This window comes from Novosphingobium silvae (genome assembly GCF_009856825.1).
GTDB classification, from domain to species: Bacteria; Pseudomonadota; Alphaproteobacteria; order Sphingomonadales; family Sphingomonadaceae; genus Novosphingobium; species Novosphingobium silvae.
Genome location: NZ_WVTD01000003.1, coordinates 15,886 through 38,984 on the forward strand (window position 1 = coordinate 15,886; position 23,099 = coordinate 38,984).

Below are 23,099 nucleotides of genomic sequence, written 5' to 3' on the forward strand. Positions count from 1 at the left end.
GGCAGTGAGACTATCAGGCATTCAGGCCATCGCGCACGACGAGGATGTCGTGCGAGATGGCAGTCAGAAGGTCGGAGGCACGGCTGCCCAGCAGCACTTGGGCAATGCTGCCCCAGCCATGCGAGCCGACCACCGCGACAGGGCTGCGGTAGAGCTTGGCGAACTTCTCGATCGCACCTGCGGGATCGCTTTCCACGCTGTGGTGCGTGATGCGGCCCAGCCAGGGGGCGAGCGCCGGTGACGCCAGAAAACGCGCCATTTCCTCGTGCGACCACTGCTTGCCAAGTTCCAGGGATGCATCTTCGCCCAGCCGCCTCGGAAAAGGCCTGCCGAAGGCGTTGACCAGTGTGACCGGCACGTCGAACAGCTCCGCAGCGGCAATCACCGCTCGGGCCGATCGCTCGGAGAAATCCGTGCCGACAACGATACCATCGTAGGGCAGGCGCGGCCGCTCCTTCACCACCAGCACCGGTGCCTTTGCCCGCCGGACGAGATAGTCCACTGCCGTCCCGAGGAAGAAGTCGGACACGTGGTTGTAACGCGCCGCCCCGACGACGACGAGCGCGGCGTGCTGTGCCTCCACAACATCCGCCAATACCTGCGGCGCCGAACCACGCTCGATCACCAGTTCGAAAGGCACGCTGAAGTCTTCGACCATCCCTTCGAGTGCCTCGCGTGCGCGCTGCATCTGTTTCCGGAGGTCCATATCGGCGCGCTCTTCCAATGCGTGGACGACGACGAGCCGCGTCCCGCGCTGCTCGGCCAGCATCACCGCGCGATCGAGCGGGCGGTCACTGCGGGCGGTCAGGTCGGTCGCTACGACAATCGGTGCGGTCATCTATCGATCCTTGTCTCTGCCCCGTCGGCGGCAGCGCTCAGGCATGCAGTTCCTCGAACCAGTCGAGGCGCTTCATTACCCATTTCTCCAGTTCGAGTACGACGAAGAGCACCATGCCAAGAAGGATCAGGATGATCCCGTCCAGTAACGACACCGGCTGCGTACCGAAGATGTCGTGCATCACCGGCAGGTAAGTGAAAGCCAGTTGCGCGAGGAGCACTGCGCCCACGGCCAGCAGAACCGCTCTCGTACCCAGCGCACCGCGCAGGGTAAGCGATCGCATGTGCAGATAGCGTACGTTGAAGAGGTAGAATATCTCCGCCACGACCAGCATGTTCACGACCAGCGTTCGCGCCGTCGCAATGTCCTCTCCACGTGCCTGCGCCACGAAGAAGACCGCCAGCATCAGCACCGTGAACAGGATCGATACGAAGATCACCCGCCACAGCAGGAAAGGCGATAGCAGCGAGGCGTTCGCCCGCCGCGGAGGGCGCTGCATCACTTCGCTCTCGGGCGGCTCGAAGGCGAGCACCAGCCCCAGCGTCACCGTGGTGACAAGGTTGATCCAGAGGATCTGCGTCGCCGTCATCGGCAGTGTGAAGCCCAGGAGGATGGCCAGCACCATCAGCATCGCCTCGCCGCCGTTGGTCGGCAGGGTCCAGGCGATCACCTTGCGCAGGTTGTCGTATACGGTGCGTCCTTCGTGCACGGCCGCGACGATCGAGGCGAAGTTGTCGTCCAGCAGCACCATCTGCGAGGCTTCGCGCGCCGCCTCGGTCCCTGCAAGGCCCATGGCGGTGCCTACATCCGCCTGCTTGAGTGAAGGGGCATCGTTCACCCCGTCACCGGTCATCGCCACGATCGCGCCGCGCGCCTGCAGCGCACGTACGATGCGCAGCTTGTGTTCCGGGCTTGCGCGGGCGAAGACGCTGACGCCGCCTACCACCTCCTCAAGTTCCGCGTCGCTCAGACTTTCAAGCTCCGCCCCGGTCATGGCCACCGGATCATCCGCAAGATCGAGCTGGCGAGCGATGGCGCGCGCTGTCTCGATGTGATCGCCGGTGATCATCTTCACAGCGATGCCGGCGCTGCGGCACTCGGCGATCGCCTGGCGAGCCTCGTCACGCGGAGGATCGATGAAGCCCATCAGGCCAAGCATCGTCAGCCCTTCAAGGTCCTCCACCCGCAGGCGTTCCCGGGGCTCCAGCCGCATCATGCCGAAGCCGAGCAGGCGCTCACCCAGCCGTGCTGCCTTGCCGGACAACATGTCCCAGCGCGCCGGATCGTCCTGCGGCCCGGCGAGTGCCAGCACCGCCTCGGGCGCTCCCTTCACGAAGACCACGTGCTCTCCGTCCGGCCCTCGGTGCAGCGTCGCCATGTAGCGATAGGCCGCATCGAACGGGATCTCGTCCACCCTTGGCCATTCGACCGAAAGGTGGACGTGGTCCAGCCCCGCTTTCATGCCCAACGCGAGAAGCGCGCCTTCCATCGGATCGCCGGTGACCGACCATTCCCCCGCTTCCTCGGCCAGTCGAGCATCGTTGCAGAGCATGCCGCAACGCAGGATCGGAGCCGCCTCCATAATCGCAGCGGCGTCGTCGATGCCCTCCTCGGTGGCGCCCTCCTGAGTAATGGCGCCCTGCGGCGCATAGCCCGAGCCCGCGACCTCCAGCGAGCGACTGGCCGTAAAGACGTGCCGTACGGTCATCTCGTTGCGGGTGAGCGTGCCGGTCTTGTCGGTGCAGATGACCGAAGTTGCGCCCAGCGTTTCGACCGCAGGAAGCTTGCGGATGACCGCCTTGCGCGCCGCCATGCGCCTGACACCTATGGCCAGGGTGATGGTGATGACCGCAGGCAGACCCTCGGGGATGGCGCCCGCCGCCACGGCGACGACGGCGATTAGGGCATCATCCCAGACGAAGCCCCTGACCAGCACGGCAAAGGCGAACAGCAGGATCGAGGCACCCAGGATCGTGAAGGTTAACTGGTGCGAGAAGCGGTTGATCTGCCGGATCAGCGGAGTGACCAGCACCGGCACTGCCTGCAGCATTCCGCTGATACGACCGATCTCCGTTCCCGCACCCGTGGCGACAACCACGCCCGTCGCCTGTCCCTTGGCGACCAGCGTGCCCGAGAATGCGAGCGAGGTCCGGTCTCCCAGCGGTGCATCCGAGGCGACGGCGTCTTCCTGCTTTTCGGCGGCGACGGATTCGCCGGTAAGCGCCGCTTCCTCTATCGCCAGTCCCCGTGCCCTCAGCAGCCTGAGGTCGGCCGGCACCCGGTCGCCCGGCTCCAGCAGGACTATGTCGCCGGGGACAAGATCGGTCACATCCAGCGACTGCCTGCGCCCTTCACGCTGCACCACCGCATGGGCCGAGATCAGCGAGCGCATGCCGTTCAGCGATTCTTCCGCCTTTCCCTCCTGCACGAAGCCCACGATGGCGTTCACGATCACCACGGCGAGAATGACGATGGCATCGACTGCGTGGGACAGTGCCACCGCCGCGATGGCGGCTGCCAGCAGGAAGTAGATCAGCGGGTTGTGGAACTGCGCCAGGAAGCGCCGCAAGGGGTGGACCCGCGCTTCTTCAGGCAGCGCATTCGGCCCGTACCGTTCGAGCCTGCGGGCCGCTTCAGCGTCGGAAAGCCCTGCCTTCGTGACGGCCAGCGCGGCGAGAACCTCGGCCGATGAGATTGCATGCCAGGGAGTGTCCGCCGGCAATTCGGGCGATGACGACCGGGGGAGGTCGGCGGATCGGGTCATATGCCTTTCCTTCGAAACTGCCGTGACGCCACTTCCGGCATCGAGGGTGGATCTTGCAGGGAAAGTTACGGGTCGATGACAGAGCGCATCGCCACGCCGAACGTTGTAATCGCAGGATATTGCACCGCAAAATGAGACAAGTGCAAGACACGATTTCGAGTTTATTGGCTTACTTCTCGATTAACTAGCCCGCTTGGCGCGATTTCTCAGGCTCTGGAGGTACACGACACACCAGGACGCCCTGCTGAACACAAGATCGATGCAACCGCTCTCGGCAATTCTCTTTGACCCAGGCCCGAAAGGGATTGTCGTCTTTTGTCACATCACTTACGCTCCTGATCGCATAGTCTCTCAAACCCAGCCCTGAAGCTCGGCCCAGCGCTCTTCGCCCGACCATGCCCTCTGCACCGGATCACCCACGATGACCCTGACGGAAACCATGCCTTCCGCCCGCTCCAATCGGACCGAAGCACCCGCCGCATGACCGAGGCGACCGACCATCTGCTTGCGCGGTGCAGCCGGATTTCGCCGGTATCCACCGCCGTCGTACATCCCGTCACCGCCATCGCCATGGAAGCCGCCGCCGATGCGACCGCGCGCGGGCTGATCGATCCCGTACTGATCGGGCCGCGTCGGCGGATCGAGGATGCGATCGATCAGGCGGTGCTTGCCGTCACTCAATGGAACATCATCGACACCGAGCACAGCCACGAAGCTGCCGCGCATGCCGCAATGCTGGCCGGTACGGGCAAAGTTGGCGCGATCATGAAGGGGTCGCTTCATAGCGACGAACTGCTCGGCGCTATCCTCAAGCCCGAAGCCCTTCATCATCACCGACGCCGCCGTCAACATCGCGCCCGACCTTTCCGCCAAGGCGGACATCGTCCAAAGCGCGGTGAACCTGTGGCGCGTGCTGTTCGGCGGCGAAGAGATGCCCAAGGTCGCCGTGCTCGCCGCCGTGGAGACGGTGAACCCGCGCATGCAGGCGACGCTCGATGCCGCCGCGCTGTGCAAGATGGCCGACCGGGGGCAGATCACCGGCTGCGTGATCGACGGCCCGCTCGCCTTCGACAACGCGGTGTCCAGCGAGGCTGCGCGCGAAAAGGGGATCGTCTCTTCCGTTGCCGGTAACGCCGACATCCTCCTGGTGCCCGACATCGAGGCGGGCAACATGCTGGCCAAGCAACTGAGCTTCCTCGGCGGGGCGGAAGCTGCCGGGATCGTGCTGGGCGCGCGGGTACCGGTCCTACTGACCAGCCGCGCCGACAGCGAACGGGCGCGGCTGCTGTCCTGCGCCATCGCCGCGCTCATGGCGCAGGCGCGCGCTTCGGGGGAAATTCTTTGACCGCAACTCCGGCAATCGCCACACTCAACACCGGATCTTCCAGCCTCAAATTCCGCGTCTTCGCCCGCGACGGACTCGAGAGGCTGATGGCAGGCAAGGTCACCGGCATCGGCACCGACTGCCGCCTTGAGGCCAGGGTCATCGAAACCGGGGCGACCATATCCCTTCCCCTGTCCGGTGCCGACCAGGAGGCCGCGCTCGCCGCCGTCATCGCCTGCATCGACGATCATGACGACGGATGGCGGATCGACGCGTTCGCTCACCGCATAGTCCACGGCGGCGCCAGCTTTACCGGGCCGGTAATAGTAACGCCCGAGACCCTTGCCGAGCTCGATGCGCTCTGCCCATTGGCGCCGCTGCACCAACCCTACAACCTTGCCGGCATCGCCGCATCACGCCGCCTTGCCCCACGCGCGATCGACGTCGCCTGCTTCGACACCGCATTCCACGCCGGGCACTCCGAACTGGTCCACAGCTTCGCCCTGCCCGCAGCCATGCGGAAGGCCGGCGTGCGGCGCTACGGCTTCCACGGCATTTCCTATGAATGGATCGCCCGCGTGCTGGCTGAACAGCGCCCCGATCTTGCGCAGGGGCGGGTCGTCGCCGCGCACCTCGGCAACGGCGCCAGCCTCTGCGCGCTGCAGCATGGCCGCAGCATCGACACGACGATGGGGATGAGCGCGCTCGACGGACTGCCGATGGGCAGCCGCAGCGGTGCGCTGGATGCGGGCGCCGTCACCTACATGATGCGCCGCTTCGGTTTCGACGCCGATGCGCTCGACCGCATGCTTTACGAGGAATCTGGCTTGAAGGGCCTGTCCGGCCTCACCAACGATGTCGCAACGCTGGTCGCCAGCGAAGATCCACAGGCCGCCTTCGCGCTAGACTACTTCACGTACCACGTCGCCCAGTATGTCGGCGCGATGGCGGTGGCGATGGGCGGGATCGACGCTCTCGTCTTCACTGGCGGCATCGGTGAGAATGCCCCCGGCCTGCGCATCGCCATCCGCGACCGGCTGGGCTTCCTCGGCTCGGTAGAGAGCCTTGTCATCCCTGCCAACGAAGAGCGCATGATGGCGATCCATGCCTGCGCCTTGCTGGAAGCGCGAACGGAGGCGGCGGCATGAAGGGCCTCATCGTCGGCGTCGCAAACGACCAGTCCTTGGCTTGGGGCTGTGCCCGCGCGCTGCGCGATCAAGGCGCCGCGCTGGCGCTGACCTATCTTGGCGACAAGGCCCGTCCGCACGTGGAGCCGCTGGCCCGCGCGGTAGAGGCGCCGATCTTCCTTCCGCTCGACGTGACGCGGCCCGAACAGATCGACACCCTGTTCGATACCGTTGCGCGCGAGTGGGGCAGCCTCGATTTCCTGCTCCATTCCATCGCCTTCGCGCCGAAGGAGGATCTGCACGGCCGCGTGCTGGACTCATCCGCACAGGGCTTCGCGACTGCCATGGACGTCTCGTGCCATTCGCTGATCCGGCTTGCTGCACGGGCGGCGCCGCTGATGAAGAACGGCGGGTCGATCCTGACGCTCAGCTTCTATGGCTCGGAAAAGGTCGTTCCCGGGTATGGGATCATGGGGCCGGTCAAGGCCGCGCTGGAGGCGAGCGTACGCTACCTCGCGGCCGACCTCGGCCCTTCGAGGATACGGGTGAATGCGCTGTCCACCGGGCCGGTACGCACCCGCGCGGCCTCGGGCCTGTCGCACTTCGATGCTCTCATGATGAGAGCGGTGGAAACCGCGCCGCTGCACCAACTGGTCACCATCGAACAGGTCGGCGACATGGCAGCCTTCCTCCTCTCCCCCCGGGCGCCGACGATCACCGGCCAGACGATTTACGTCGATGCGGGGTACAACGTCACGGGCTGATGGCTGAAGATCCGCCCCAGCTTAGCTGGTAGATCACCCGGAAGCCGTCATGGTCCGACAGTTGCGGGCTACCGGGCGATCCGTCGAACATCGCCTCGACCCGCCGGGGCACCACCTGCACGCGCGCGCCGGATGCGTAGAACTGCAAGTCCTGCGTATCCATCCAGGGCTCGTCCCCGTCCCACGACATGCGCACGTCGCACCGCTTGGATACGGCGCAGTATTCGTGGACCAGCGTGAACGGAATGCGGGACTTGAACTCCGCAAAGCGCGCGTCGGAATGGCGCATGTTGAAATCACCGCCCAGCACCAGCGGCACTCCGGCGGTGTGATAGTGATTGATGAAAAGTCCCAGTTCCTCGCTCTGGTAGCGGTGCGCTGCCAAGTGACGCTCCAGCCGCACTTTCGAGGCCTTCTGCGAATTCATGTGAGTGTCGATGATGTCGATCGGCTCCGGCACCCCGGGTATGGCGACGCGCACCATCACCACGCCCTTGTTGGAAAGGCAGTCGAACCCGGCGCAGGTCTTGCGCGAATAGGCGTCTCTTCGGGTCAGCGTGATTGGCCAGCGGCTGGCGACTACGAGGCCCGAGCCGACGAACCGGAAGCCGATCTCGCCCTTGGTCGGGCGGACGCGACCTTCCCGGTGCGCGTCGGCGGCCCGGTCCACGCTCGAAAAAGTACGTCCGGGGCCGCCTACCATGTACGGATAGCCGCTTGCCTTCACCGCCCGTATCGCAGCGGCCGAGAACACTTCCTGGAACAGCACGACGTCGGGCGCCTGACCGCGGGCGCCGAGATCGTGCAGTACCCGGCCGATCTGAGCCAAGTGCGGCGCGCGTCCACTGCGAGCGGGCCATTGCAGGCCCTCCACGTTGAAGGTCAGCACGTCCAGGGTCGCGCTGCCCCTTGCCGCATCACCGGTCACCGGAGCAGCAGCGTGCGGTACATTGCCCGGTCCGGACGAGTAGGACGCCGGAAATCCCGCGCAACCGGCCAACGCCGGAAGCATGGTCAGGCCCGCAAGGGCCGGAACCATGCTCCGCCAAATCACGCGTGTTCCCTGCAGCGAGACCGGCATCGCGCTGCTGTCCCTCACATTGTCAGGGCGACGCGGCCCTCGATCCTGCCGGCGCGCAAGTCGTCCAGTACATCGTTGACTTCGTCGAGCGGGCGCGAGGCGACTTGTGCCTTGACCTTGCCCTGCGCCGCAAACGCGATCGCCTCGCTCAGGTCGCGGCGAGTGCCGACGATGGAACCGCGGATGGTAATCCGCTTGAGCACCACGTCGAAGATCGGGGCGGGGAAGTCACCCGGTGGCAGACCAACGAGGCTCACCGTCGCACGGCGGCGGGCACAGGAAATGGCCTGCCCGAAAGCGGCCGGAGACACGGCGGTGACCAGTACGCCATGCGCGCCGCCACCGGTCTCGCGCTGGACAGTCTGGACAAGGTCGGGGTCCGTGGCGTCGAGGGCGATGTCGGCGCCAAGCGACCTTGCCAGTTCCAGCTTTGGCGCACCGATGTCGATCCCGATAACCTGCAGGCCCATAGCCTTGGCGTACTGGACCGCGACATGTCCGAGCCCGCCCATGCCCGAGATCACCACCCATTCGCCCGCACGCGCCTCGGTCTCCTTGAGGCCCTTGTAGACGGTGACCCCGGCGCACAGGATCGGCGCCATCGACACGAAGTCGGTCTGCGCGGGCAGATGGCCGACGAACGGCGCGCTGGCGATCACGTATTCGGCATAGCCGCCATTGACGCTGTAGCCGGTGTTCGCTTGCTTTTCGCACAGCGTCTCCCAGCCGCTCTCACAGTATTCGCACGCCCGGCAGGCGTGGTGCAGCCACGGCACACCGACCGCGTCGCCTTCCTTCAACCCTTCCACACCCGGCCCGATGGCGACGACATGGCCCACGCCCTCGTGCCCCGGGATCAGCGGCAGGGCGGGCTTGACCGGCCAGTCGCCGTCGATCGCATGCAGATCTGTATGGCAGACGCCGCTCGCGACGACTTTGACAAGAACCTCCCCCCAGCCCGGCACTGGTATGGGAGCTTCTTCTATAGACAGCGGAGCTTTAAATTGCCGCGCAATGGCGACTTTCATGGTCTGCATGGTGAACTCCATTCGAAAAGAATTGTACGAATAGCGATCCATGAACCGCTCGGACGCCCCGAAGGTTCGGTACTCCGCAATACTACACTGCGCGATACTGTCTCAGTTTACACCTGCGTCGTCATACCAATGTATCCGGGTGGCTTCTGCTGACCATTCCCGGGGCCGACTCTCACTCGGTTCCCGCACCTAGCGCGACCGTAATCTTGCGCCTCTCCCCGGCCCGCAGCAGGGTGAGTTCGACCGCCTCTCCGATGCGGTAGTCGTCGAGGCGGGCCTGCAGGTCACCGAAGCGTGAAACCGGCTTCCCGGCGAGCGCCACCACCACATCACCCGGCACTACACCGCGAACAGTGCGGGCGGCCGCCTTCAACCCTGCCCGCTCCGCGCCCGAGCCGGGCTCCACGCGCAGGACGAATACGCCATCGACGCCGAAGGTGCGTTTCAGGCTGTCGTTGATCTCGTCGTCGCTGTCGATGCCCAGCGCCGGGCGAGCGTAGCGGCCGGTGGCGATCAGCTGCGGCACCACGCGCATCACGGTATCGACCGGCACCGCGAAGCCGATCCCTGCCGATGCACCGGACGGGCTGTAGATCGCGGTGTTGACCCCGATCAGCCGCCCCGCTGAATCCAGAAGCGGCCCGCCGGAGTTGCCCGGATTGATCGCCGCGTCAGTCTGGATCAGATGGCGGATGTCCGGACCGCTCTCGTTCGGGAGCGAGCGATCGAGAGCCGAGACGATGCCTTTCGTCAGGGTCCAGTCAAGGCCGAAAGGGTTGCCGATGGCGAACACGTTCTGCCCCACCTGTAGATCGCGGCTCGTCCCGATCGGCACCCGGCGCGGGATGGCGAAGCCTGCCCCGCCGATCCGCAGCACCGCAAGGTCGTGCTGCGGACTGACCCCGACCAGCCGGGCACTGGCCTGGCGGCCGTCGGCCAACTGGATCGTCGCTTCGGAGGCGCCTTCGATGACATGAAAATTGGTGACGATATGCCCGGCCTCGTCCCACACGAAGCCCGAGCCGCCGCCGCGCGGCACGGTGTAGACGTTGCGCGTCCAGAAGTCCGCCACCCGCTGGCGCGTGGTGATGAATACCACTGAATCGCGCGCATTGCGGAACAGCTCGATGGTCGCGCGCTCGTCCGCCGCAAGGTCGCCGCGCGGAGTTACGACGCGCGGCTCGGCAGTTGCGCTGCGCAGTGCCGCTGGCGCGGACTGCATGAGGAAGAGGAAGGCGACGGCCGCAGCAAGCATGACGTTCACCACAAGCAGAAGGATGATCAGGTTGCGCAGCTTGCGCCACGCAGAACGAGACGGGGCGGAAGAGACGATGACGACGTAGCCTCGGCTGTTTGCAATGCAGCAAGCTAGCACTTGGCGACCATCGTTCAATGCCAAACCGCGCCTGGCGCTAAAGATAGAGAAACGTTGACTTTGATCAACCGGGAATCGATAGTGTCCCAGTAAAGGCGCTTAGACACCTCTTGCCCCATTTCGCGGCGCACACCAAAATTGAGCATATAGCTTTTCAGCAAACCCGACTTTCCTCTAATCGGATTTTCTGGATGAAAGCCTCACGCCGGCCCACTACAAGGCAACTTTGTCATATAACTGCAGCTACCATACTGCTCGGTATATCCGGGTGTTCGTTCGCTCCGCCATACGAACGGCCGGGGCTGCCCGTTCCCCAAACTTACGCCGACGCAGTCGAGGGCACCTCGATTGCCAATTATGACTGGCGCACCTTCTTTCGCGACGCGCAGCTGCAGCGGCTGATTACCGATGCGCTTGCCAACAACCGCGACATCCGCCTCGCCGCCGCGCGCGTGGCCGAGGCGCGGGGCGCATGGCGGATCGAAGGTGCTGCGCTTTACCCCCAGCTTGACGGTGTGGCCACCGGCACCCGTGGCCGTACGCTTATCGCCGGGACCGAGCAGTCTGTCGACATCAGGCAGATCACCGCCCAGCTAAGCGCCAGCTGGGATATCGACTTCTGGGGGCGCCTGCGCAATCTCCGCGAAGCCGCGCGGGAACGCTACCTTGCCAGCGAGGAATCGCGCCGTGCCGTCGCCACCGACCTGATAGGTCAAATCGCGCTCGGCTATCTTCTTGAACGCGAGTACGAGGAACGCGCCGCGCTGGCCCGCCAGTCGCTGACCACGCGTGAAGATTCGCTGCGCATCATGCGCAGGCGCTACGAGGTGGGATCGGGTACCCGGCTTGACATGGCTCAGGCCGAAATCCTGATGAACCAGGCCCAGTTGACGCTGCAGGCAATGGATCAGGACCGTGCGGTCAACCGCAATGCCCTGGCACTGCTGGTCGGCAGCCCAGTCGATATCGCGCCCGGCACGCTGGGCCTTGCCGGCGATGCCCTGCCCGACTTCACCCCGCCGCCGGGCCTGCCGTCGGAGCTGCTGGTCAACCGGCCCGACGTGGTCGCAGCGGAATACCAGCTGCGCGCCGCCAATGCCGACATCGGCGCCGCGCGCGCCGCGTTCTTCCCCAACATCAGCCTGACCGGCGCTTTCGGCACGTCCAGCTCCGACCTCGACGGTCTGTTCGCCAGCGGCACCGATGCTTGGACTTTCACGCCCACGGTTTCCCTGCCGATCTTCAATGCCGGGCGGCTTGCGGGTAACCTCGATGTCGCCCGCGCACGGCGCGAACAGGCGGTGGCGACGTATGAGAGAACGATCCAGTCCGCGTTCCGCGACGTTGCCGACGCTCTCGTCCGCCGCCGGCAGCTGGCGCTTCAGATCGACACCACCCGGCGGCTGGTCTCGGCCCAGCGCGAGCGAGGCCGCCTGGCACAGCTGCGCTTCGACAACGGCCGCTCCGCCTATCTTGAAGTGCTCGACGCGCAGCGCGACCTGTTTGACGCCGAACAGACGCTGGTGCAACTGCGCCGAGCCGAACTCGCCAGCATCGTGGCGCTCTATTCCGCTCTCGGCGGCGGCTTTCCGGTGAATACTCGCGCAATCACAGAGGGGCAGTGACGATGAGCAGGACCTGGATCACGAGGGGGTTGATCGTGGCCGCGGTGGCCGTGGCGGCCTTCGCGCTCTATACCCTGCTCAAGCCGTCCGGCCTGCCTGACGGTATCGCCGGTGGCAACGGCAGGCTTGAAGCGGTGGAGATCGACGTCGCCTCCAAATCTCCCGGCCGCATCCGCGATATCGTCGTCAATGACGGGCAGATGGTGAAGGCCGGCGATCCGATCGCCCACATGGACCAAGATGTGCTCAACGCCCAGAAGGCGGAAGCCGAGGCCCAGCTGGCCGAGGCTCGCAACGCGGTGCTGGTGGCGCAAACCCAGGTCGCCCAGCGCGAGGCAGAGAAGGCCGCCGCCGAAGCCACCGTCCGCCAGCGGCTGGCCGAACTCAATGCTTCTCGCAAGCGGCTCGGGAGATCCGACACTCTCGCACGGGAAGGCGCCACTTCCACGCAGGAGCGCGACGACGACGCCGCTCAGGTCGAAGGCTCGTCCGCCGCGGTCGAGGCCGCGCGTGCGCAAGTCGCGTCCGCACAAGTCGCGGTCACCAACGCGCGCAACCAGGTCATTGGCTCCAGCTCGCGCGTCGCCGCCACGCAGGCGACCATCCAGCGGATCGAAGCCGACATCAAAGACAGCACTCTGCGCTCCCCGCGAGACGGACGGGTCCAGTATCGCATCGCCCAGCCCGGCGAAGTGGTCAGCGCCGGAGGCCGCGTCGTCAGCCTGGTAGATCTCACCGACGTGACGATGACCTTCTTCCTGCCCGCAACGGCGGCCGGACGGCTTGGCATCGGCAGCGAGGCGCGCATCGTGCTCGATGCGCTCCCCGACAACCCTATTCCCGCCAAGGTCAGCTTTGTGGCCGATGTCGCGCAGTTCACGCCCAAGACGGTCGAGACCCAGAGCGAGCGCGAGAAGATGATGTTTCGCGTCAAGGTGCGCATCGATCCGGTGCTGCTGCGCCGCTACATCACGCTGGTGAAGACCGGGCTGCCCGGCATGGCCTACGTCAAGACCGACCCGGGCGTCGCATGGCCCGCCTCGCTCGACCTCAAGGGAGCGCCGGCCGGACCCAGGCAGCAGCCGCGTTGAGACGCGGAGCGTGACTTCGCCCGAGGCTCCCGCCGTCCCGGCCAACCCCGTCGTCCGGTTATCGGGAGTTCGCCTGCGCTACGGCAAGACCGAGGCGCTGCGCGGGATCGACCTCGACATTCCAGCCGGGCTGATGATCGGCATGATCGGCCCCGATGGGGTTGGTAAGTCCAGCCTCCTCTCCCTCGTCTCGGGCGCCCGGCAGGTGCAGGAGGGCGAAGTCCGGGTGCTCGGCGGCGATATGCGTGACAAGGCGCACCGCCTCGCCGTGTGTCCCCGCATCGCCTACATGCCGCAGGGGCTAGGCAAGAACCTCTACCCCACCCTTTCCGTCGAGGAGAACCTGCAGTTCTTCGGCCGCCTGTTCGGCCATGACGGCCCCGAGCGCCGCCGCCGCATCGACGAGCTGACCCGCGCGACCGGGCTCGATCCCTTTCTGTTGCGTCCGGCGGGCAAGCTCTCGGGCGGCATGAAGCAGAAGCTCGGGCTGTGCTGCGCGCTGATCCACGACCCGGACCTGCTCATCCTTGACGAGCCCACCACCGGCGTCGATCCGCTCGCCCGCGCGCAGTTCTGGGATCTCATCGCCGACATCCGCAAGACGCAAGGCGCCATGAGCGTCGTCGTGGCGACCGCCTACATGGACGAGGCCCAGCGCTTCGACTGGCTGGTGGCGATGGACGACGGCAACGTGCTGGATACCGGAACCCCGCAGGAAATCTTCGCGCGCACCGGCACGACATCGCTGGAAGACGCCTTCATCGCGCTGCTGCCGGAAGAGAAGAAGCGCGGGCACACGGCTGTGGTGATCCCGCCTCTTCAGGCAGACGAGGATGACATCGCCATCGAGGCGCAGGGCTTGACGATGCGCTTCGGGGACTTCACCGCCGTCGATCACGTCAGCTTCCGGATTCGCCGGGGGGAGATCTTCGGCTTCCTCGGCTCCAACGGCTGCGGCAAGTCGACCACGATGAAGATGCTCACCGGCCTGCTGCCCGCGACGGAGGGCAAGGCTTGGCTGTTCGGCAAGGAAGTCGACTCCAGCGATATCTCCACCCGCAGCCGCGTCGGCTACATGAGCCAGGCGTTCTCGCTCTACGGCGAACTGACGGTGCGGCAGAACCTGGAACTCCACGCGCGGCTGTTCCACGTCCCGGCGGCCGACATTCCGGCACGCGTGGAGGAGATGGCCGAACGTTTCGATCTCATCCATGTGATGGAGGAACTGCCCGACAGCCTGCCGCTCGGCATGCGCCAGCGCCTCAGCCTTGCCGTTGCGATGGTTCACCGCCCCGAGCTGTTGATCCTCGACGAGCCGACATCGGGCGTCGATCCTGTCGCGCGCGACGGGTTCTGGCGCTTGCTCGTGAGCCTTTCACGGCGCGACAAGGTGACGATCTTCATCTCCACCCACTTCATGAACGAGGCGATGCGCTGCGATCGCATGTCGATGATGCATGCCGGACACGTGCTCGACAGCGACGCGCCGCAGAACCTCATCGACAAGCGCGGAGCCGCCGACCTTGAGGAGGCGTTCATCGGCTATCTCGTCGATGCGGGCGGCGACACGCGGCAGGCGGACGGTGCGCTTCCTGCATCCGGAGACGCGGCATCCGGGCACACGAGCGCTCATCCCCAGACCGGGGGCGGGTTCAGCTTCCAGCGCTGCCTGACTTACGCCTGGCGCGAATCGCTGGAACTGCAGCGCGACCCCGTCCGCGCAACACTGGCGCTGGTCGGATCGCTGATCCTGATGCTGGTGATCGGCTTCGGGATGACGACGGATATCAACGAACTGTCCTACGCCGTGCTCGACCGGGACGGCACCGCGCTCAGCGAAAACTACGCGCTCGACATCTCCGGCTCCACCTACTTCCGAGAACACGCGCCGATCCTCAGCTATGACGATCTCGAATTGCGACTGCAGAACGGCGAACTGTCGCTGGCGATAGAAATTCCGCCCGGTTTCGGACGCGATGTCGCCGCCGGAAGGCCGACAGCGATCGGCGCCTGGTTCGACGGCGCCAACCCCCAGCGCGCCGAGACGGTGCAGGGCTATATACAGGGGCTGCACCAGCACTGGCTGGCCGAGCAGGCGCGCCGACGATCAGGCTCGAGCGTCGGCACGTTCACGCTGGAGAACCGCTATCGCTACAACCCGGACGTGCAGAGCCTGCCCGCGATGGTGCCCCTCGTGATCCCGCTGCTGCTGCTGATGCTGCCCGCGATGCTGACCGCGCTGGCTGTTGTGCGGGAAAAGGAAATCGGTTCCATCATCAACCTCTACGTAACGCCCGTCACCCGCACCGAGTTCATGCTCGGCAAGCAAGCACCTTACGTAGCGCTGGCGCTCATCAACTTCCTGCTCATGGTGATGATGGCGTTATTCGTGTTCGGAGTGCCGGTGAAAGGCAGCTTTCTGACGCTGCTGCTTGCAGCGACGATCTACTGCGTCTCCGCCACAGGCATGGGGCTGCTCGCTTCGGCGCTGACGCGCAGCCAAATCGCGGCGATGTTCCTTGCGATGATCGGCACGATGATCCCGGCGACGACCTTTGGCGGCATGACCGACCCGGTCTCGTCGATGGAGGGCGGGGCGCGGATCATGGGTGAAATCTACCCAGCGAGCCACATGTTCACCATCAGCCGCGGCATCTTCGCAAAGGCGCTGGGCTTTTCCGACGTTGCCGGATCGCTGGTGCCGCTGGCGATCTCTGCCCCGGTGATCGTCGGGCTCGCCATCCTGCTCCTGAAGAAACAGGACGCCTGACATGCCGGCTCCCATGCTCTCCAACATCTATCGGCTCGGCGTGAAGGAGCTGTGGAGCCTGTGGCGCGATCCTATCATGCTGGTGCTGATCGTCTTCACGTTCACGGTATCGGTCTACACCTCCGCCAACTCGACGCCAGAGACGCTGCACAACGCCGCCATCGCCATCGTGGACGAGGACGAGTCCCCATTGTCGCTGCGGATTGTCTCTGCCTTCTATCCACCGCAATTCGTGCCGCCCAGGATGATCAGCCCGCAAGAGGTCGACCCCGGCATGGATGCAGGCGACTTCACTTTCGTGCTGCATATCCCCCATGGCTTTCAGCGCGACGTGCTCGCAGGCCGGGGCGCCGAAGTCCAGCTCAACACCGACGCCACGCGAATGAGCCAGGCCTTCACCGGTAGCGGCTATATCCAGCAGATCGTCAACGGCGAGGTGAACGAGTTCGTCAACCGCATGCGCACCAACACGGTGCCACAGGTGGACCTTGCGATCAGAGCCCGCTTCAACCCTACGCTCAACCGGTCGTGGTTCGGGGCGCTGGCGCAGATCATCAACCAGATCGCCATGCTCTCGATCATTCTCACCGGCGCCGCGCTGATCCGCGAGCGTGAGCACGGCACGATCGAGCATCTGCTGGTGATGCCGGTGACCCCGTTCGAAATCATGATGTCCAAGGTCTGGTCGATGGCGCTCGTCGTGCTGCTCGCGTCGGCCCTGTCGATCAACCTCGTCGTCCAGGCGCTGATGCACGTGCCCATCGCGGGATCGCTGCCGCTCTTTTTCACAGGCGCGGCGCTGGTGCTGTTCTCCACCACCTCGATGGACATCTTCCTCGCGACGATTGCGCGCAACATGCCGCAGTTCGGCATGCTCATGATCCTTGTTCTGCTGCCGCTGCAGATGCTTTCCGGCGGAAGCACGCCGCGCGAATCGATGCCGCAGCTGGTGCAGGACGTCATGCTGGTGGCGCCGACCACTCACTTCGTGAAGCTGGGCCAGGCGATCCTCTTCCGCGGCGCCGGGCTAGACGTCGTCTGGCCCGAGTTCGCCGCCACTATCGCCATCGGCGTAGCCTTCTTCCTCATCGCTCTCGCCCGCTTCAGATCGACGATCAGTTCCATGGCCTGACGCTGCAAGGAGGTAACGATGACTGACAGCAATGCGCTTTCTACCGTTCCGTCGCCCGTTTCCACTCGGGGCATCACACCATCTGACGCCTGCGACTGCGGGCCCTCGCGACGCCAGGTGCTTGGCGCGCTTGCCGCGACCGGCATCGTCGCTCCCCTCGCGTTTTCGGGCATGGACGCCGCCGCCGCCGGGGCAGAGGCGAACGCCGCCATCACCCCGGAACAGGCCATGGCTGAGATCATGGCCGGCAATACCCGCTTCGTCGCGGGCGCACCCACCGCGCACACCAAGGACCTCGCTATCATCCGCGCCCGCGCGGCGGAGGGCCAGTGGCCGAGCGTCGGGGTGCTGTCCTGCGCGGATTCGCGGGTGCCCGTGGAGATGGTCTTCGATGAACCCATCGGCCGCCTGTTCGTCACGCGGGTGGCGGGCAACATCACCACGCCAGAGATCATCGCCAGCCTCGAATACGGCGTTGCGGTGCTGGGCATCAAGGCTATCGTCGTGATGGGCCATTCCAACTGCGGCGCGATCAAGGCGGCCATGCAGAATCCGGAGGTGCCGGGACAGGTCAGCGCCCTGTTCCCTTCAATCCTGCCGGCGATCTACATGAGCCAGCGCGACGACCCGATGGCCGTGACCCGCCAGAACGCGGTGATCCACGCCGCCACGCTGATTAATTCCTCCACCGTGATCGAAACCGCCGTAAAGGACGGCAAGCTGACGGTGGTGCCCGCCGTCTACGATGTCGCGACCAGTAAGGTGGAACTCCTGCCCATCCCCGCAGCGCTGCGTCAGAAGACGCCACGATGATCTCCTGTCAAACGCGCAACAATCGCATGTGATAGGCGGCGCCTGAGGGGCGGCAGTATAGCGAGATCGCAAGATCACGTGACATCAGTCGAGCGCTCGGCTTGTCACGCCTGAAGCTTGTTTTCGCTACTGTCGCCATTCTCGCGATCATTGCCCCCGTAACTCGGAACCGCGGCGCGGCGCCGGCCGGCGCCTCTGGGAAACCGGCCGGCCTTCATCCTGAGTCAGGCTTTCGACTGGACCCGTTCCAGTTGAAGGGTCCGTCCGCCAGCAGGCACCGTCACCCGCGCGATGGTGCGGGCGGTGGCTTTCGGCTCGAAAATGCTGGACATCGCTACGTATTCGCCCTGCGCACCCTCGTGTGTGAGGGTGAGGCGGATGTAGCCCTTGGCCCGCTGGTCGCAGAAGCGGACTTCCGGGCTGACCTTCTCGAGCAGGTCGCCAAGCGGCAGAGCCGGAATGGCGTCGCCCACCGAGGGGCTGCTGATCGCTGACGTGCCGAACTCCACTCCCACCGGAGCGCCGGCGTCGTCCTTCAGTTCGTTGGCCCAAAAGGCATGACTGTCGCCCGCAAGAACGAGCGGCGTCGCGCCGGTCTTGCGGATGCTGCGATACAGCCGCTCGCGAGCCGCGGGATACCCGTCCCAGGCGTCGAGGTTGTAGGGCAGACCGGCGCGAAAGCCGACTTGCGAGGCTTCGACCTGCGCACGTGTTGCCGGATCGAGGGTACCGATCATCGCCGCGGCCTTTTCGGCTCCGAAAAGCTTTGCCATGTCGGGTCCGTTGACGCGCGCCATGACAACCTGGTTGCCTAGCACCTGCCAGCGCTTGCCCGCGGCGACGGAAGCGGCAAGCTCTTTTTCGAGCCAGGCGCGCTGAGGCTCGCCCAGCATCTCGCGGTCCGCCCGGTTCCGCTCGGCAAGAACGCCTGCGATCTGCGAGGCGCCGGGCGTCTCGCCTTTGAAGCCGGCCTGCTCGGACCGGGCGAGAAGCCGCGTCTCGACCATCATGAGGCTTGCGAGATCGCCGAAGTCGAAGCTGCGGTTGATCGCCTCCCACGGATCGCCGCCGCGTGGGTCGCGGATGGGCATCCACTCGAAATAGGCCTGCATCGCGGCAGCCTTGCGCGCAGACCAGTCCCCCTCGGTAGCGGGCTGGTGGTTCTCGCCGCCGCCCGTCCAAGCATCGTTGGCCGTCTCGTGATCGTCCCAAACGCAGATGAACGCAGCCCTGGCATGAGCGGCCTGCAAGCTCGCGTCGCGCTTGTACTGCGCGTGGCGGATGCGATAGTCGGCCAGCGTGACGATTTCGTGCGCAGGCTCCACCACGCGGCCGAGTTTCTGCCCGATGCCTGCGCCATAGCCATCCGCGCCATATTCATAGATGTAGTCGCCCAGATGCACGACCGCGTCGAGGCTCTCCTGCCGCGCTATGTCATCGTAGGCGGTGAAAAAGCCGCCCGGGTAGAGCTGGCAGGACACGACCGCCAGCACGACCTTTTCCGCGTGTCCGCGCGCAAGCGTGCGGAAGCGGCCCGTAGGCGAGCGCGTGCCGTCGGCAAGTTCGAACCAGTAGCGATACTCCAACCCGGGCTTCAATCCCTGCGGCTCGACCTTGACGGTGAAGTCACGCGCGGCGCGCGCGTGGGCCGTGCCGCTCTCCACCGGTTTGCCGCCCTCTCCTGCAGTCACGTGCCAGCGCACGGGTATGGCATCGCTGCCCGTCCCGTCCGCCGGTGTGACGCGGGTCCAGAGCACGGCACCCGCGGAGTGCGGGTCGCCGCTGGCAACTCCGTGGTCGAAGGTGCCGCCCGCCTGCCGCGCGGCCGAAGCCATCTGCGGCAGGACTGCGCCTGCACCAAGAGCGGCGAGCGCCGCGCGCCGGTTCACCCTCACTTGTCGGCTCCGAAGCGGAAGCTTGCCGAGATGCCATAGAAGCGCGGCGCACCGGCGATGAAGGTGGGCAGGCCAAGGCTGTCGCCGGTATTGCCCGCGTCCATGATGTACTTCTTGTCGAAAGCGTTCTCGATGAAGCCTTCCACCCGCCAGCCGCCGTCGGCCGCCTCGTAGCCAAGGCGTGCGTTGACAAGGGCGTATCCACCCTGGACCTCGTCCTGAAGATTGTCGGCCACCAGCGCGGCGGGCGGTTGCTGCAGGTCCGGCCGATCGTTGTCGTCGTCGAAGAAGACCTTGGACTGCCAGGTGACGCTGGGCGTGAAGACCACGCGTCCCGGTCCTGCAGGAAGCGAGGCCATGGCACCGAACGAGGCGCTGTGGTCGGGCGAGAGGCGGAAGCGATTGCCCTCGCGCACCCCTGCCTTGAAGCGGCTGTGGTTCCAGGCATAGTTCGCAAAGAGGGTCAGCGCGTCGCTCGGCACCCAGCGCACCTGGCCTTCGAAGCCGTAGCTTTCCGCCTTGCCCGCGTTGGTCAGCACGAACTGCGTGCCCTGCTGCACGGTGGTCTGGAAGTTGTCGTACTGGTAGAAGAACGCCGCCCCGTCCAGGAACAGGGTGCGGTTCATCAGCGCGGTCTTGGCGCCCAGTTCGAAGCTGTCGACCGTTTCGGGATCAAGCACCGAGAAGCGAGTGGGTCCGGTCGGCGTCGAGGGAGCGCTGGCGGACAGGACCGCCGGGCGGCGTCCGCGCGCGTAAGTCGCATAGATGCTGCTGTCCGCGCCCGGAGCATAGCGGGCGCTGAGACGCCACGAGAAACCGCCGTTCTTCAGGCTGTCCTCGTCCACGCCGCCGTTGCCGGCGGTTGGCTGGGTGCCGAGGCCGAACAGCGGCACGGGGTAGGCGGCGGAAGGCGGGATCGAGGCCGCGCCCGGCACCGCAAGCGCCTGCAGCAGAGCGGTTCGCACAGCGGCGGGCTGGCTCAACGCGCCGATCAATCCACCCAGAACCGAGCGGCCGTTGACCACTGCCGAACTGAACGTACTGGTCTTGTCGTCATGCGAATAGCGCAAGCCGCCGTCGATCTCGAAGGAATCGGTGACGCGGATAGTCACGTCGCCGAAGACGTCGAAGGCGCGCGTGGTGGCGCCGTTCGTCGAGGTTTCCAGGTGAGTGGGCTTCAGGTTCGCACCGATGGCCTGCGCCTGCGCTGCCGAAAGCGGCACGCCGTAGCTTGCGGCCACGCCCTGCAGGAGTGCGCCGGTGAAAGCAGGGCTGGAGAACAGCGCGGCGGGAGCCGGGTCAGTGGCCGGGCGCCCGGGAATGACGCCGCCGCCGTTCAGCACGCCAGCCAGGCGGCCAAGCACCATGCGCTCGTCGAACTGCGCGGGAGTGCGCTGCGTTCCGGTCTCATGGAAATAGCTGCCGCCCAGGACGGCGGTGATCGGGCCGTCCTCGAAAGTCAGGCGGAAGTCCTGGCTGGTCTGCTGACCCCGTGCATCCTCGCCCGCAGTCAGGATCGGCAGCGAGAGGCCGTCTGCATCGAAGATCTCGAGCGCGTCGAAGCGGCGGTATGCGGTAGTGGAAGTCAGCGTGAAGCGATCGCTGATCTCCAGATTCGCAATGCCGGTCACGCCCCAGACCTGGCGGTCCAGGCCAAGGCCCTTGCCACCCTCGAAGCCGGCGCCGGGAGCGAGCGCCGCCGCACTGTTGCGGCCGCGCGTGCCGATCACCGCACCTGTCGCAGGATCGGTCGGGCTGTAGGCGATGGACTTGAAGGCGGTGCCGTTCGGCGTGTCCTTCTGGTAGTTGCCGATGAGGTCGAAAGTCAGGCCGCCGCTGCGTCCATGGAAGCTACCGCGCACAGCACGGGTATCGACCGAATTGAAGTCAGCACCTCCCAGCAGGTTCTCGACGTAGCCGTCGCGCTTGCGGATCCGACCGGCGACGCGGACCGCCATGTCATCGTTCAGCGGGGCATTGGCCATGCCTTCCACCGACCATGCGTCGTAGTTGCCGTAGGACGCTTCGCCTGCAACCTCGTAGCGGTCGAGCCGCGCCTTGTTCTGGATCACGTTCACGGCGCCGATGAGCGCGCCGCGGCCATAGAGCGTCGACTGCGGTCCCTTGGCGATCTCCACGCGTTCGATGTCGAACAGTTCGACGTAGGAGCCGCGCGACTTCGAGATCGACACACCGTCCTGGAAGACGGAGACGCGCGGCTCGTTGAACGCCGTGCCGCTGTCCGAAGTGATGCCACGCATCACGAAGCCCGGATTGTTCGGCGACTGGTTCTGCACCTTGAACCCGGGCACGTAGCGCGAAAGTTCGTCGAACTCGTCGATACCGAGGCGGTCGAGGTCCCGTTCGCCTACCATGCTCAGCGTGATCGGCACCTCGATCGGATCCTGCTCGCGCAGCTGGGCGGTGACGATGATGTCGCTGCCACCGCCCCCGGTGCTCGCCGCCTGTGCCTGCGCCATGGCGGGAAGCAGCGCCGGCAGGCTGACCGCCGCGAGTGCGAATGCGCGAGTTTTCATGATGTTGAGTCCCCTTTCGGGGGCCCAACTAGGTGCCGGTCATGAACATGCAATGACAGATTTCGAGTATGCCGTCAGCCGTTTACGATGATGCCGCCATTGGGATGGAGGACCTGACCGGTCATGTAGCTGGCATCCTCGCAGGCGAGGAACAGGAACGAAGGCGCCACCTCGTTCGGCTGGCCGGGACGACCGATGGGCGTATCCTCGCCGAAAGTCGCCAGCTTCTCCTCGCTCGCGCCGCCGCAGGGGTTCAGCGGCGTCCAGATCGGACCGGGCGCCACCGCGTTCACGCGGATGCCATGCTCGATAAGGTTTTCCGAAAGCGAGCGCGTGAACGCCGTGATGGCTCCCTTGGTGGAGCTGTAATCCAGGAGTTCCCTGCTGCCCTTGTACATCGTGACGCTGGTGCAGTTCACGATCGCCGCGCCCGACTTCAGGTGCGGACGCACGGCCTGGACCATGTAGAACATGCCGAAGATGTTGGTCTGGAAGGTGCGCAGCAACTGCTCCTCGGTGATGTCGGTGATCTCCTTGTCGGGGTGCTGCTCGCCCGCGTTGTTGACGAGGATGTCGACCTTGCCGAACGCCGTGAGCGTCTCCTCCACGATCCGGCTGCACATCTTGCGTGAGCCGACGTCAGCTTTGATGGTGATGGCTCGGCGCCCCTCGCTTTCAACGATGCGCTTGGTTTCGGCCGCATCGTCGTCCTCGAGAATGTACACGATCGCGATGTCGGCACCTTCGCGCGCGTAAAGCGCAGCGACAGCACGCCCGATGCCGCTGTCCGCCCCGGTGATGATCGCGACCTTGCCGGCCAGCCGCCCCGAGCCAGAATAGCGCGGCTGCCACTCGGGCTTGGGTTCAAGCTGGCTCTCGTGCCCGGGCAGGCCATCCTCATGGATCATTTCGGCATTGTCGGTCAT

Annotated in this window: 17 protein-coding genes; 8 read left to right on the plus strand and 9 right to left on the minus strand. The window is 65.6% G+C overall.

Annotation, left to right across the window (positions count from 1 at the left end):
• Nucleotides 1-13 precede the first annotated feature (13 nt).
• From GR702_RS05090 to GR702_RS22825, 3 genes are all read right to left on the minus strand, one after another.
• Entirely contained in the window at nucleotides 14-838 is an 825-nt protein-coding gene (locus tag GR702_RS05090) for a universal stress protein (RefSeq protein WP_160984899.1), read from the minus strand.
• Nucleotides 839-875: 37 nt separating this feature from the next.
• Nucleotides 876-3,602 carry an HAD-IC family P-type ATPase gene (locus GR702_RS05095; RefSeq protein ID WP_160984900.1) on the minus strand — a complete coding sequence of 909 codons (2,727 nt, stop codon included), beginning with the start codon at nucleotides 3,600-3,602 and terminating at the stop codon, nucleotides 876-878.
• 351 nt (nucleotides 3,603-3,953) lie between these two features.
• Nucleotides 3,954-4,475 carry a hypothetical protein gene (locus GR702_RS22825; protein ID WP_474100216.1) on the minus strand — a complete coding sequence of 174 codons (522 nt, stop codon included), beginning with the start codon at nucleotides 4,473-4,475 and terminating at the stop codon, nucleotides 3,954-3,956.
• Between GR702_RS22825 and GR702_RS22830 the strand changes: the two genes are divergently transcribed.
• Genes GR702_RS22830 through fabI form a run of 3 tightly spaced genes read left to right on the plus strand, consistent with a single transcriptional unit; the run spans nucleotide 4,453 to nucleotide 6,817 of the window.
• Nucleotides 4,453-4,947, plus strand: a complete 495-nt coding sequence (locus GR702_RS22830; RefSeq protein ID WP_474100217.1) for a phosphate acyltransferase — start codon at nucleotides 4,453-4,455, stop codon at nucleotides 4,945-4,947. The two genes, GR702_RS22825 and GR702_RS22830, sit on opposite strands and share 23 nt — an antisense overlap.
• Nucleotides 4,944-6,074, plus strand: coding sequence for an acetate/propionate family kinase (locus GR702_RS05105; RefSeq protein ID WP_160984901.1), 1,131 nt, complete (start codon nucleotides 4,944-4,946; stop codon nucleotides 6,072-6,074). Before GR702_RS22830 ends, GR702_RS05105 begins: the two co-directional genes overlap by 4 nt.
• On the plus strand, nucleotides 6,071-6,817 hold the full coding sequence (gene fabI / locus GR702_RS05110) for an enoyl-ACP reductase FabI (protein ID WP_160984902.1): 747 nt from the start codon (nucleotides 6,071-6,073) through the stop codon (nucleotides 6,815-6,817). The genes GR702_RS05105 and fabI overlap by 4 nt, the downstream gene beginning before the upstream one ends.
• On the opposite strand, the gene GR702_RS05115 is transcribed toward fabI, so the two are convergent.
• The 3 genes from GR702_RS05115 to GR702_RS05125 form a co-directional block, all read right to left on the minus strand.
• Complete coding sequence (locus GR702_RS05115) at nucleotides 6,807-7,871, minus strand: endonuclease/exonuclease/phosphatase family protein (RefSeq protein ID WP_337192527.1); 1,065 nt, start codon at nucleotides 7,869-7,871, stop codon at nucleotides 6,807-6,809. The genes fabI and GR702_RS05115 overlap by 11 nt on opposite strands.
• A gap of 41 nt (nucleotides 7,872-7,912) precedes the next feature.
• Entirely contained in the window at nucleotides 7,913-8,935 is a 1,023-nt protein-coding gene (locus GR702_RS05120) for a zinc-dependent alcohol dehydrogenase (protein WP_160984904.1), read from the minus strand.
• Between the two features lie 172 nt (nucleotides 8,936-9,107).
• On the minus strand, nucleotides 9,108-10,328 hold the full coding sequence (locus GR702_RS05125; protein ID WP_237449571.1) for a S1C family serine protease: 1,221 nt from the start codon (nucleotides 10,326-10,328) through the stop codon (nucleotides 9,108-9,110).
• A gap of 173 nt (nucleotides 10,329-10,501) precedes the next feature.
• Here GR702_RS05125 and GR702_RS05130 point away from each other — a divergent pair, with 173 nt between their 5' ends.
• Genes GR702_RS05130 through GR702_RS05150 form a run of 5 tightly spaced genes read left to right on the plus strand, consistent with a single transcriptional unit; the run spans nucleotide 10,502 to nucleotide 17,741 of the window.
• Complete coding sequence (locus tag GR702_RS05130; RefSeq protein WP_160984905.1) at nucleotides 10,502-11,935, plus strand: efflux transporter outer membrane subunit; 1,434 nt, start codon at nucleotides 10,502-10,504, stop codon at nucleotides 11,933-11,935.
• Nucleotides 11,936-11,937: 2 nt separating this feature from the next.
• Nucleotides 11,938-13,026, plus strand: coding sequence for an HlyD family secretion protein (locus GR702_RS05135; protein WP_202408074.1), 1,089 nt, complete (start codon nucleotides 11,938-11,940; stop codon nucleotides 13,024-13,026).
• Between the two features lie 10 nt (nucleotides 13,027-13,036).
• Nucleotides 13,037-15,796, plus strand: coding sequence for a ribosome-associated ATPase/putative transporter RbbA (gene rbbA / locus GR702_RS05140; RefSeq protein ID WP_160984907.1), 2,760 nt, complete (start codon nucleotides 13,037-13,039; stop codon nucleotides 15,794-15,796).
• A 1-nt stretch (nucleotide 15,797) separates the two neighbouring features.
• Nucleotides 15,798-16,928: an ABC transporter permease gene (locus GR702_RS05145; protein WP_160984908.1), complete on the plus strand. Its 1,131-nt coding sequence runs from the start codon at nucleotides 15,798-15,800 to the stop codon at nucleotides 16,926-16,928.
• Between the two features lie 18 nt (nucleotides 16,929-16,946).
• A complete protein-coding gene (locus tag GR702_RS05150) occupies nucleotides 16,947-17,741 on the plus strand; it encodes a carbonic anhydrase (protein WP_237449572.1) in 795 nt (264 codons plus the stop codon).
• Between the two features lie 224 nt (nucleotides 17,742-17,965).
• Here GR702_RS05150 and GR702_RS05155 read toward each other — a convergent pair whose 3' ends face one another.
• From GR702_RS05155 to GR702_RS05165, 3 genes are all read right to left on the minus strand, one after another.
• Nucleotides 17,966-19,636, minus strand: coding sequence for an alkaline phosphatase D family protein (locus GR702_RS05155; RefSeq protein ID WP_160984909.1), 1,671 nt, complete (start codon nucleotides 19,634-19,636; stop codon nucleotides 17,966-17,968).
• Nucleotides 19,633-22,173, minus strand: coding sequence for a TonB-dependent receptor (locus tag GR702_RS05160; protein WP_160984910.1), 2,541 nt, complete (start codon nucleotides 22,171-22,173; stop codon nucleotides 19,633-19,635). Before GR702_RS05160 ends, GR702_RS05155 begins: the two co-directional genes overlap by 4 nt.
• A 74-nt stretch (nucleotides 22,174-22,247) precedes the next feature.
• Entirely contained in the window at nucleotides 22,248-23,099 is an 852-nt protein-coding gene (locus GR702_RS05165) for an SDR family oxidoreductase (protein WP_160984911.1), read from the minus strand.